The following is a 12,017-nucleotide window of genomic DNA, read 5'->3' as shown; positions in this document are numbered from 1 at the left end:
TCTAATTCTATTCTATGAAAAGAAACAGGAAATGTAAAGATTTTATTTTCTATAAGAATATCTAAAAAAACGCTCCCAAGAATGCAAGGGAGCAATGATAATGATTTTTTATTTATTTTTCAAGAACTTCTTTTATGATGGCAAGACCTTTGTCAATTTCCTTGTAGCCAATATTCAAAGGCGGAACAAGGCGCAAGACATTTTTTCCTGCTGTAGAAAAAAGCACACCTTTTTCAAGGCAAAGTTTTTCAACTTCCACAGGATTTTTTGAAACCTGAATTCCAATCATAAGACCTTTTCCGCGAACATCTTCTATGCAAGGCAGATTCCAGTTTTTTACAGTGTTCTGAATATATTCGCCTTTTTCAGAAACAGAAGACAAGAATCCGTCCTTTAAAAGCTCATGCAAAACCACACTGGCCGCGCTGCACGCAAGAGGATTTCCGCCGAAAGTTGACTGATGATCTCCCGCCGCAAAAACATTTCCTTTTCCACGGTAAAGACAAGCACCCATTGGAATTCCACCGGCAATTGCTTTTGCAAGCGTTACAACTTCCGGTTTTATCTCAAGCTGTTCGCTCGCAAGAAGCGTTCCTGTGCGTCCCATTCCTGTCTGAACTTCATCGCAGATTACAATTGCGCCTGCTTTTCTTGCAGCTTCCGCAGCAGTCTTTGCCCATTCCTTATCAAGAGGAAAAACACCGCCCTCGCCCTGAACACATTCCATCATCAAAGCGGCAGTCGTGTCATCAAAAGCATCTTTCAAAGAATCATAATCGTTTGGCTTTATAGTTTTAAAACCTTCAACATAAGGCGCAAAAGTTTCCGGGTGAAAAACATCCTGACCAGTCGCAGTAAGAGTTGCCATTGTGCGTCCGTGGAAAGAATGCTCCAGCGTTACAATAGTTTTTCTTTTTGCGCCGCCGCTAAGCTGACCAAATTTGCGGGCAAGTTTTATCGCAGCCTCGTTTGATTCCGCGCCGCTATTTCCAAAGAACACGCCTTCAAATCCTGTAGCATTCAAAAGCTCATCAGCATACTTTACGCCGATGTCGCTAAGAAAATAATTGCAAACATGAATCTGCTTTTTCGCCTGACTAGACACAGCTTTTATAAGAGGCTTAAAATTATGTCCCAAGCTATTCACTGCGATTCCTGCAAGAAAATCAATGTACTTTTTTCCATTTATATCTGTAAGAACAGAGCCTTTGCCGCTCTTAAAAACAACATCAAAAGAACCGTAGTTATTTAAAACCTTTTTGCTTCCCATTTTAACCTCTAGTAAATCATAGTTCCAATTCCGCGGTCGCTGAACATTTCTATTAAAAGTGAATGCGGAACACGGCCGTCAATAATATGAGTACGCGGAACACCGCCATTTCGTGCAAGCATACAGCACTCAATCTTCGGAATCATTCCGCCTGCAATTATTCCTTGTTCTATATATTTTTCAACATCGCCAATATGAATCCGCTGAATCAAAGACTTTGGATCATTCACATCTTTTAAAACGCCAGGCACATTTGTAAGCTGGACAAATTTTTCAGCATGAAGAGCCACGGCAATTTTCGCAGCGGCAGTGTCTGCATTTATGTTGTAACGGACATTGTCTCCATCGCAGCCCAAGGCAACAGTAGAAACAACAGGAATAAAATTCTGCTCCAAAAGCGACTCAAGAATTTCCGGGTTCACTTCTGTAACTTCCCCGACAAAGCCCAAGTCCTGCCCGTCTTTTTGAATTTTCACAGCCTTTAAAAGTCCGGAATCAACTCCGCTCAAGCCAACAGCCTTTCCGCCGTTTTCAAGAAGAAGAGCAACAATGTCCTTGTTCAGTTTTCCAGTCAAAACCATCTGAACAATTTCCATTGTTTCCGCGTCAGTGTAGCGAAGTCCATTTATGAATTTGCTTTCCTTGCCGACTCTTCCAAGCATATTGTTGATTTCAGGACCGCCGCCGTGAACAAGCACAACATGGATTCCGATTGTGTTTAATAGAACAATATCTTCCATTACGTGCTTTTTTAAGTCAGCATTAAGCATAGCGTTTCCGCCGTACTTTACGACAACAACTTTTCCGACCCAATGCTTAAAATACGGAAGAGCCTGAACAAGCACATCAGACCAATGCGCATTGTCAAGCCGAGGATCAATTTCTTCTATATCAACTTCATTTGTATTCAATTTCTTGCTCCATGTTTTAGGTTCTGTAATCGCCATTTATTTTAACATATTCATAAGTCAAATCACAGCCCCAGGCAGTTCCGCAGGCAGTTCCGTCCTGACATTCAATGTTGATTTTTATTTCCGCTTCCTGAAGAACTTTTTTTGCCACTGCCTCGTCAAAGTCAAGAGGAACTCCGTTTTCAAAAACTTTAAGCGAAGTGCGTTTTCCTTTCTGCTCGCCGATAAAATCAGTTGCTCCAGTACGCATTGAATTTTCCGCGCTTTCAAATGTTATAGAAGTTTTTTCAGGTGAAAAGTCAAATCCTGAATATCCCATTGCGCACAAGAAACGCCCGAAGTTCGCATCACTTCCGAAAATAGCAGCTTTTGCAAGACTTGAACTTATAACGGCTTTTGCAAGACCACGCGCAGTTTCAATATCTTTTGCCCCGGAAACATTGCATTCAATCAGCTTTGTCGCGCCTTCTCCGTCTCCTGCAATTTTTTTTGCCATCTGAGTGTTTATAGCATTCAAGGCTTCATAAAAAAGATCAAAGTCTTTTCCTTCGCAAGTGATTTCATCATTTCCTGCCATTCCGTTTGCAAGAACAGTCAGGCTGTCGTTTGTGGAAGTATCGCCATCAATTGAAACACAGTTGTAAGTTCCGGCAACAGATTTGCGAAGAGCTTTTTCAAGCATCTGGGAAGAAATGGCGCAGTCAGTTGTCATAACGCTAAGCATTGTTCCCATGTTGATATGAATCATTCCAGAGCCTTTTGCCATTGCCCCGATTCTTACAGTTTTTCCGCCGATTACAGTTTCTACAGCGCATTCCTTGTAATGAGTGTCTGTTGTCATTATTGCAGTGCGGGCTTCTTTGTGCCCTTCCTTAGAAAGTCCGTCTTTTAAAGCCTGAATATTCTTTTCGATTTTTTGAACAGGAAGCTGCTTGCCGATTACACCTGTGGAATAAACAATAACATCGCTAGGATTTATTCCAAGAACATCAGCCGCAAGGTTCGCCATTTTGCGTGCAACCTTCGCGCCCTGTTCTCCTGTGCAGGCATTTGCGTTTCCTGAGTTTGCAATAACAGCCTGAGCTTTTCCGTTGGCAATATTTTCTTTTGTAAGCTTTACGCTTTCTGCCTTGACTTTATTTTGTGTAAACTCGCCGGCCACATTGCAAAGCTTTTCGCTAAAAACAAGCGCAAGATCGTTTTTTGTGCTGCTTTCCTTTATCTTGCAAAGCATTCCATTTGCTGTAAATCCTTTAGGAGCTGTAACTCCGCCATCAATAAACTGCATTTTTATACACTCCTTTTACAAAGTTTTGCATAATTATAAACTTTTTCAGCACAATGTCAATAAAACCAGCAAGCGCACAAAGAAATAAAATTATAGAAAATATCATATAGTTGACGAAAAACCGTTTTCGTTAGATACTAGCCCAAATAAAATTCTCTAAATCACATTTTATCGAGTTCAACATGACAAAAAATCTAAACACACAGACTGGAAAATACCGTTCAGTAATTTCCGTAGACAAAGAAAAATGCGTAAACTGTCAAAGTTGCATTGCGGTTTGTCCTGTAAAAATGTGCAACAACGGAGCAGGAGACCACGTTGCCTTTGACGAAAAACTTTGCATAGGATGCGGTTCTTGCATTGAAGCCTGCACTCACGGAGCAAGAAAAGGAATTGACGACGCAGAACTTTTCTTTGACTCTCTTAAAAAGGGTGAAAAAATCGTGGCGATTGTTGCGCCTGCCGCAATAGTCAGTTTCCGCGGAAAAGATCTTGAACTGAACGGATTTTTAAAGTCGCTTGGTGTTGAAGCAATTTTCGATGTAAGTTTTGGCGCGGAACTTACAACAAAATCTTATGTTGAATATATAAAAAGTAAAAATCCAGACTGCGTAATTTCCCAGCCTTGCCCTGCGCTCGTTTCGTTCATTGAAACTTACCGTCCAGAACTCATAAAATATCTCGCCCCTGCCGACAGTCCGATGCTTCACTGTGCAAAAATGATAAAAGAATTTTACACAAAATACAGCGGATACAAAATCGCGGCAATTTCACCATGCTATGCAAAACGGCGTGAATTCGATGAAACCGGAGTGTGCGACTACAACGTAACAATGCGCTCAATCCAGAAATATATGGAAGAAAAAAAACTTAAGCTCGACTCGTTCCCAAAAGTTGAATACGAAAATCCTGCCGCTGAACGTGGAGTTCTTTATTCAACTCCGGGCGGACTTATGAGAACGGCAGAACGCTTTGTTCCGGGCATTTCTGAAAAAACACGCAAAATTGAAGGAAACCCAAAAGTCTTTCATTACCTTGCAAAATTTTCAGAAACGAATAAAAACAAAAAGCCTTGCTTTACTTTAGTTGACTGCCTTAACTGCGAAAACGGATGCAACGAAGGAGCTGGAACTACAAACCAAGGAATGCACCTTGACGAAATGGAATCCTTTGTAGAAAACAGAATGCAAGAGCGCCGTTCGTACTGGGAGAAAAAAGGACACAGCAAAAAATCCGCTCTAAAAAAACTGAACAAGGCAATCGATGAATTCTGGAGACCTGGACTTTACGACAGAACTTATGTAGACAGAAGCGCGTATTTCCGACAGACAATCAAAGAGCCTTCACAGGAAGATATTCAGAAAATCTACAAAGATATGCACAAAAAAACAAAGGCGGACATTTTAAACTGCGGCGCCTGCGGATATGAAGACTGCGAACAGATGGCAGTTGCAATTTACAACGGACTGAACCGCCCTGAAAACTGCACTCATTACACAAACATTTTAAAAGATATAATGAACGAGCAGCATCAGGACGAAGTAAAGAGATCGGTACGCAAAGTTGTTGAAGCTGGAGCAGAAAAACTTACAGAAAACGGACGCGATGTTCAAACTTTAACAGATGCCGCGCGGGACATGACAGAAAGCGTTTCAACTTCATCTTCCGCTGTTGAAGAAATGATTGCAAACATAAATTCTATAAACACAATTCTTGAACACAACGCAGAATCCGTTGGACTTCTTGACGGAGCAACAAGAAAAGGAATGGCGGGAATTGAAAACGTAGCCGAGCTTGTTTCGCAGATTGAAGAGAACTCAAACGGACTTAGCGAAATGAGCAGCGTTATTCAGAAAATTGCAAGCCAGACAAATCTTCTTGCCATGAACGCCGCAATCGAAGCAGCGCACGCCGGAGATTCTGGACGTGGATTTGCAGTTGTAGCAGACGAAATAAGAAAGCTCGCTGAAAGTTCAGGCTCACAAGCGCGCAAGATTTCTGATGTTCTAAAAAATGTAAAGCAGCTGATCGATGCAACATTCAAGGACACTGGAGATGTTCAAAAAGAATTTTCCGAAGTTGTGCAGCTTTCTGGAACTGTTGTTGAGCAGGAGCAGACTGTGCGCCGGGCAATTTCAGAGCAGAACGAAGGCGGAAAACAGCTTTTGCAGGCGGTAGGAACGATGCGCGAGCTTACTCAAACAGTAAAGGAACGCACAGAAAAGCTTCTTACCGACACAAACGCAATAAAAGAAAGCATTTTGGAACTAGGAAAGTAAAACTTTCTAAATCGAATGCCGAGGGTCTTGTGTTTTACTGTCATTATCGGGCTTGACTCGATAATCTGCTGAAAAGAATAACTTCTGGGCGATATTCAAAGTGCATATTGTCCCAGATTGCCCACTTTCCTCCCCATAAAAATCCGTTGCTTTCAAAAATTTCAATTACCTTTTGCGGCGACATCCATCTTCTTTCAAGCGGAAGCTTCATCCAGTTGTCGCCGTCAATGTCTCGCCTCCACGCCCAGTATACATTTTTCTGTTTCCAGCCTCTTGGGAGCAAATCAAGCGCAAGTCCAAGACTATGAAACGAACGATTACCAGAATCGCTTATATTCCGCCAAGAATAGCTGTCCGCGCTTAAAAGTGTGTCTAAAAATTTTTTTACTTCCGCGTCAGACTTCGAAACCTCAAGAATTTCCTTTTCAACTTTTGCAAGAGGTTCTCTAAGGCGTTCATGCGCATTTGATCTTTTTCCAAGAAACGGAATTTTTTTTATGTGCTGCTCAAGTGAAACTCTTGTCTTGCAGTCATACACAAAGTCGTAAAAAAATGGAGGCGTTCCCTTGCCGCTTGTTCTGTTTTCTGGAGAACTGAACCGCCGAATTCTTTCAATGTCCTCGTCTGTAAAATCCGCCGGATCACGCAGAACAAAGTCGTATTTATATAGAAAAGAATTGTACAGATTTTTATTTTCGATTTCTGATTCAGGCAAAAACATTCCGTCCGCCCAGAAAAATTCCGCAGTCCTCTCGCCAAGCGAAAGTGAAATTTTCCAGTCGCCTGCAAACGCATTGTATTCGCTTTTAAACTGAATATCAGGATAAGCCTTTTTAAATAATGAAAGCAGCTCAGGCTCTTCATATTTTAAATTAAACGCAGAAAACGAAAATCCAAAGCAAGGAAAAAACAAAAGCAAAAATAAAAAACAGCGGATAAAACAACTAGAAGAAAATTTCATTCTTAAAATTTAGCATTGAAAATACCGGCAAGTCAACTAAAAAAATATGTGGAAAAAAGATTAAAAAAATTTCAATCTACAAGCATTTCTTTTAAAATCTTTTTTACTGCCAAAATTTCTTTTTTTGATATTTGTCCAAGTCTTTTTACAAGACGGATATTATCTACAGTTCTTATTTGATCCAAAACAATCCAGCCATTTTTTCCTTCAAATTTCACAGGAATTCTTGTCGGATATGAATGAGATTTTGTTGTCATAGGAGCAATAATTACAGTGCTGATATTATTATTCATTTCATCTGGAGAAATTACAAGGCAAGGACGCGTTTTTTTTATTTCATGCCCAACAGTTGGATCTAAGTTTACAAGATAAACATCATATTGATTTATTACCATTCCCATTCAAACTCCGCTGAAAAAGGAATATCATCCATTATGTCATCTTCATTTTCGTGCATTTTGCAAAATGCTTCCGCCCAACCTTCACGAGGATTTTCTTTTATTGGAGTAAGCAGGATACCTTTGTCTGTTACTTTCATATCCATTTTATCTTTCACTAAAAATTTATCCAATATCATTTTAGGAAATCTTATTCCACGAGAATTTCCAATAGGAACTACAGAAACTACCATAAAAACCTCCCTGCAAAACCAATGTAATTATAAAGTAATAACTGCCAAAATGTCAAATTTCTACCATACAAATAAGTCGGCGCAGTTGCGTTCCCCTCCGGAAACATCGATTGCCTGCCCTGTGCAGAATTTATTTATCGCAGTCATAAAATAAATCCAGTCAGCGGCTTCTTCCGCAGTCGCCCAGCGTTTTAGCGGAGTTACGTCCAAGATTTTTTTCCAAAGCGATTTATTCTGAACAACAGGCTCATTAAGTTCCGTAAGAATTCCGCCAAAGCACAAGGCATTGCAAGTTGCCCGGTATTCATTTGCAAGCCGAATCGCGCAGTTTTTCATGTAGCCCACAACTCCAGCCTTTGACGCGGCATAAGAAGCAAACTCGTTCCCTGTAAGCGCTGAAACGGAAGCATTGAATAAAACAGATTTTATTTTTTTCTGAAACGCATATTTTTCTGTAACCGCTATTGTTCCAATAAGATTCACTTTTATATCATCAAGACTGAAATTGCTGGCAGTTTGAATTCCAGCATTGTTCACAAGAATTTCAACACCATTTATTTCAGGAAGAGAATTTTCTTTTGAAATGTCGCAAACAAAATGTTTATAGCATTCAGCATTCTTTACAGAAAAATCGCCGCTTATTGAGTCAGGGCACACATCAAGTCCAATGACTTCATTTTTTTCAGCAAGAAACTTTAAGGCGCACGCTCTTCCGATTCCCCTGCTCGTTCCTGTGATTAAAACTTTCATTTTGCATTAGCCTTTTTGTATTCAATATATTCCTGCCCGACTCTTTCTTTTTCCCACTGGCGGACAACTTTATATCCCAAGCCGGAAAAAAACACTTCGCCCAAAAGCTCAAATCCAGCCCCAATCGCCGAGCACACAAAAACTTGAATCCAAGTCCAGCCAAAGAAAACTTTTGAAACAATTGTGGCAAAAATAAAATTGTCAACAAGCTGGGCTATTGCGGTTGAAATATAGGAGCGAGATGCAAATGAAAAAAATCCGTCTGACTTAAAAAGGCTTCCGATTGCGCAGTTAAGAAGAGCATTTACAACTGACGACGAAACAAACGCGACAGACGAGCCAAGCACAACATACCAAGATCCTGCAAAAGTCGCATTGAGCGCGTCATTAACAAGTGAATTCTCAGAAGCATAATATTCGCCCCACTTTCCCGGAGTCTTTGCAAGCAACGCAAATGAAACGCAAATAAAAAGATTCACAGCAAGAGCAACAAGGGAAATTTTTATTGATGCCTTGGCGCCCCATCTTTTGCAGATTACGTCCATGCACAAAAACATAATCCAGCTGAATGCAAATCCGCAGTCAAGCGCAGCATACTTAAAAGTTACAAGTTCTTTGTTCGCCATAAGATTTGCACAGACAACGGACAAAATAAAAATTGAAACTGTGAGTGAAGGAATGTTTCTCAAAAGAATTTTAAAGTCGTCAGCTTCACGGGAAACAAAAGAAAGGAATTTTTTCATAAAATGTCAGCGGAAACAAAACCGCCAGCCTCCATAAGAATTTTAATTTATAAAGCGCAGGAGAGTTATGAGGAATCATAAACTGCGCAACACAAATGTAATATTTTTCTACAAAAAATTCAAGGCACATCTAAAATACAATTGCCACAATTTCTATTTCCGCTTCATAAATTCGTTAACTTAAACTGTCTATATATAAACAATAACAATTTTTCCTCTCACCATACCGCTGGTGATTTTTTGATGACCGTTTGCGAGTGATTTTTGTTTACACAGGATTTTTTTGTGGTATCTTAAAAGCGTAAACGCAAGGCAAAAGAAAAATGACAGGCGCAAAAAAAATTGCAGTTATTTTTCAATCCGGTCTTGCAAAATCTTTGGAGGTCTATATGCAGTTGAAATTTTATTATTGCAGACACTGCGGAAAAATCATCGCCATTGTAAAGGACTCTGGAGTTCCAACAGTTTGCTGCGGTGAAGCCATGCAGGAACTTGTGCCAGGAACAACGGACGGCTCTACAGAAAAACACATTCCTGTAATTAAAGTTGCGGGAAACACTGTTTCTGTTACCGTAGGCTCAAAGCTTCATCCATCGGAAGCAGAGCATTACATCGAATGGATTTTGCTTCAGACAGACAAAGGAATTCAGCAAAAATGGCTTCGTCCCGGAAATTCTCCAAGCGTAGATTTTGCAGTTATGACAGGAGAACGAGTTGAGGCAGCTTATGAATATTGCAACATTCACAGGCTTTGGAAAGCGGAATATTAATTTACGGAGGATTTTTATGAACACAACCACAACTTTAACTTCAATGCTGAACACACAGATTCAAAAAGAATTTGAATCAGCTTACATTTATCTTGGATTCGCGGCTTTTTTTGATATGAAAGGACTTGCAGGATTTTCTGAATGGTACAAGCAGCAGGCAAAAGAAGAGGAAGAGCATGCAATGAAAATTTATGACTACCTGTGCAAAGTAAATCAGCCGGTAGAACTCATGCCGATTGGCGCGCCAAAGAACAAGCCGGAAACAATTTCTCAAGTTCTAAATCAAAGCCTTGAGCATGAGGAGTACGTAACAAATCTTATAACCACGCTTTATTTTCAAGCTGAAAAAGAAAAAAACTTGTTTGCAAAAAATTTTCTTAACTGGTTTATAAACGAACAGCTTGAAGAAGAGCAAAAAGCAAAGGAGCTTATAGACAAGTACAAAATGTTCGGCTCAACACCAGAAGGTCTTTATGCGCTTGATAAAGAACTTGGCGGACGGCAATAAAAAGATGCAGCATGGAAACTAAATCTGGCGAAATGTTTTTTCTGAAGATTTTCTTCCCATGCGCTCTTTTTTGAACAAATCTATTAGCTGCTCACGGGTAATGTTTCCGTTGCGCTCACGAGCCGCCTTGAGTTTTCTGTACACGGTGTTTTCGCTAAAGCCTTCAACTTCTTTTTGATATACTTTTCCATCGCAAAGCTGCTCAAGAATTTTAACTTCATCTTCATAAAGAACAAGCCGCTTGCGCTCAAACTGATTTTCAAGAACAAAGAAAACGCTTCCAACAAACCAAATGCTGCGGGCAATATGAATCAAAAAATGAAACACGCTTTCACCGTTTATAGAAAAAGCAACACATACTGCCGCAAAATAAAGAGACATTGCAATATATTTTATCTGCGGTTTTATCATAATTACGATGCACACAATAAATAAAGCCGTAAAATTATTGAACAAAAATGTTTTTTCAAAAGCAATCATAAAAACAAGAATCGTTGAATAAATAAGATAAAAGTAAGAAAAACATTTCCGCTTGAAAAAAGCCGCAGTTGGAATATAAAGAAAATTCATAAGGGCAACAATCCAAGTTCCGGCGAAAAATCCTTCGTTAAAACCTTTCCATACATAAAGCGCGCAAAGAACTCCGGAAAGAATGCTTGTAAACAAAACAAAATGGTCGTTCAGAAAATCAGTGAACACGCTGGACTTCATAATCCCTCCCCAATAAAAATGGCAAATGAACAGTAAAAAAGATTCGCGCTCAGTCCTGAATAAGACACAGAAAAAAACAGTAAATCTGAATCACTACCTAAAAAATCTTCTATATTATTATACTTAAATAATAGCACTTTGCCATAAAAGTTCAAGGGAACAAATGCGCAATTCAGAAAACTTTATAAAAAAATTTTTTTCTATTCACTTTGTCCAGCGGAATTTTTTATCAGCAGTTCAATTTCTGCACGGGAAGGCATTACTGAAAGCGAGCCTTTTTTTGTTGTTACAAGCGACGAAGCTGCATTTGCAAATACAAGCATTTTTTTCAGACGCTCTGCAGAAAAAGTTTCATATCCACCGCAAAGAATTTCGTGCAAAACACAAGCGCAAAAAGTGTCCCCAGCTCCAGTCGTGTCGATTGTCTTTACATTTGAAAATGTTTCGGCTGATTCATGCAAGGAAATTTTTCCGTCAGAGTAAAATGCTTCGCTTCCGTCCTTGCCCTTGGTAACTGTAATCAGCGGAATATTGAATTTTGAGCGGAGCCAATTTACGCCATCAAAAATAGATTTTTTGCCTGAAACAAATTCAAGTTCTTCCGCCGCAATCTTTAAGATTTCACATTCTGAAAGTCCGAATAAAATTTTTTCTTTTGCCTGATTTTCATCTTCCCAAAGCAGAAGCCGCAGATTCGGGTCAAACGAACGGAGCACGCCGGATTTTTTTGCTGTCTCAAGCGCAAACTTTGTGGCATCAAAGCAAATTTCATTTGTCATTGATAAAGTTCCAAAGTGAAATATTTTCGCATCAGAAATCAACTCTGGTTTTAATTCAGATTTTTCAAGCATTGAATCCGCGCCTTGATTTCTATAAAACGAAAAACTTCTGTCGCCGTCATTTGAAGTGTGAACAAAAGCGAGCGTCGTTTTGTATTCTTTTGAAAGCACAAGATTTTCAGTTCCAATTCCAAGACTTGCAATTTTTGACTGGAGCATTTTTCCAAACATATCGTCTCCGACTTTTCCAACAAACGAAACTGAATGCCCGAGTTTTGCAAGCATCGCAAGAACATTGCACGGAGCACCTCCAGCGTTCGCTTCCATAAGCCAGTTTCCCTGCGCACTTATCCCGTTCTGAGTAAAATCCACAAGAAGCTCTCCCAACGCAACAACATCGTAATTTTTCATTTTGC

Annotated in this window: 13 protein-coding genes; 3 read left to right on the top strand and 10 right to left on the bottom strand. The window is 39.8% G+C overall.

The genetic code is table 11. The features are described from left to right. Positions 1 to 112 precede the first annotated feature (112 nt). The 3 genes from Q0N70_RS05855 to argJ are packed head-to-tail and all read right to left on the bottom strand — an operon-like array spanning position 113 to position 3,469. Positions 113 to 1,270, bottom strand: coding sequence for an acetylornithine/succinylornithine family transaminase (locus Q0N70_RS05855; RefSeq protein WP_294014850.1), 1,158 nt, complete (start codon positions 1,268 to 1,270; stop codon positions 113 to 115). Positions 1,271 to 1,278: 8 nt separating this feature from the next. Further along, a complete protein-coding gene (gene argB / locus Q0N70_RS05850) occupies positions 1,279 to 2,181 on the bottom strand; it encodes an acetylglutamate kinase (protein WP_294014849.1) in 903 nt (300 codons plus the stop codon). A 16-nt stretch (positions 2,182 to 2,197) separates the two neighbouring features. Then, complete coding sequence (argJ, locus tag Q0N70_RS05845; RefSeq protein WP_294014846.1) at positions 2,198 to 3,469, bottom strand: bifunctional glutamate N-acetyltransferase/amino-acid acetyltransferase ArgJ; 1,272 nt, start codon at positions 3,467 to 3,469, stop codon at positions 2,198 to 2,200. A gap of 182 nt (positions 3,470 to 3,651) precedes the next feature. On the opposite strand from argJ, the gene Q0N70_RS05840 reads away from it, so the two are divergent. Beyond that, the gene (locus tag Q0N70_RS05840) at positions 3,652 to 5,748 is read left to right on the top strand and encodes a [Fe-Fe] hydrogenase large subunit C-terminal domain-containing protein (RefSeq protein ID WP_294014843.1); all 2,097 of its coding nucleotides are present in this window, start codon (positions 3,652 to 3,654) and stop codon (positions 5,746 to 5,748) included. 43 nt (positions 5,749 to 5,791) lie between these two features. Here the strand turns inward: Q0N70_RS05840 and Q0N70_RS05835 are convergent, their stop codons facing one another. The 5 genes from Q0N70_RS05835 to Q0N70_RS05815 form a co-directional block, all read right to left on the bottom strand. Then, positions 5,792 to 6,709 (bottom strand): M15 family metallopeptidase, encoded by a 918-nt coding sequence (locus Q0N70_RS05835; RefSeq protein WP_294014840.1) that lies wholly within the window; start codon positions 6,707 to 6,709, stop codon positions 5,792 to 5,794. A gap of 71 nt (positions 6,710 to 6,780) precedes the next feature. Beyond that, a complete protein-coding gene (locus Q0N70_RS05830) occupies positions 6,781 to 7,110 on the bottom strand; it encodes a type II toxin-antitoxin system PemK/MazF family toxin (protein WP_294014837.1) in 330 nt (109 codons plus the stop codon). Next, positions 7,098 to 7,340 carry an AbrB/MazE/SpoVT family DNA-binding domain-containing protein gene (locus Q0N70_RS05825; RefSeq protein WP_294014834.1) on the bottom strand — a complete coding sequence of 81 codons (243 nt, stop codon included), beginning with the start codon at positions 7,338 to 7,340 and terminating at the stop codon, positions 7,098 to 7,100. The genes Q0N70_RS05830 and Q0N70_RS05825 overlap by 13 nt, the downstream gene beginning before the upstream one ends. A 60-nt stretch (positions 7,341 to 7,400) precedes the next feature. Then, positions 7,401 to 8,090 carry an SDR family NAD(P)-dependent oxidoreductase gene (locus tag Q0N70_RS05820; protein WP_277078235.1) on the bottom strand — a complete coding sequence of 230 codons (690 nt, stop codon included), beginning with the start codon at positions 8,088 to 8,090 and terminating at the stop codon, positions 7,401 to 7,403. Further along, on the bottom strand, positions 8,087 to 8,833 hold the full coding sequence (locus Q0N70_RS05815; RefSeq protein WP_273352563.1) for a VUT family protein: 747 nt from the start codon (positions 8,831 to 8,833) through the stop codon (positions 8,087 to 8,089). The genes Q0N70_RS05820 and Q0N70_RS05815 overlap by 4 nt, the downstream gene beginning before the upstream one ends. A 389-nt stretch (positions 8,834 to 9,222) precedes the next feature. Between Q0N70_RS05815 and Q0N70_RS05810 the strand changes: the two genes are divergently transcribed. Beyond that, entirely contained in the window at positions 9,223 to 9,603 is a 381-nt protein-coding gene (locus Q0N70_RS05810; protein ID WP_294014827.1) for a desulfoferrodoxin family protein, read from the top strand. Positions 9,604 to 9,619: 16 nt separating this feature from the next. Next, positions 9,620 to 10,111: a ferritin gene (locus Q0N70_RS05805; RefSeq protein ID WP_294014824.1), complete on the top strand. Its 492-nt coding sequence runs from the start codon at positions 9,620 to 9,622 to the stop codon at positions 10,109 to 10,111. Positions 10,112 to 10,129: 18 nt separating this feature from the next. Here the strand turns inward: Q0N70_RS05805 and Q0N70_RS05800 are convergent, their stop codons facing one another. Further along, entirely contained in the window at positions 10,130 to 10,822 is a 693-nt protein-coding gene (locus Q0N70_RS05800; protein ID WP_294014821.1) for a hypothetical protein, read from the bottom strand. Positions 10,823 to 11,022: 200 nt separating this feature from the next. Then, positions 11,023 to 12,012 carry a carbohydrate kinase gene (locus Q0N70_RS05795; RefSeq protein WP_294014818.1) on the bottom strand — a complete coding sequence of 330 codons (990 nt, stop codon included), beginning with the start codon at positions 12,010 to 12,012 and terminating at the stop codon, positions 11,023 to 11,025. Positions 12,013 to 12,017: the final 5 nt, after the last annotated feature.

The organism is uncultured Treponema sp., assembly GCF_945873775.1.
In the GTDB taxonomy this organism is placed as follows: Bacteria; Spirochaetota; Spirochaetia; order Treponematales; family Treponemataceae; genus Treponema_D.
The sequence above is the reverse complement of the archived record's forward strand: the minus strand, read 5'-3'. Positions and strand labels throughout refer to the sequence as shown.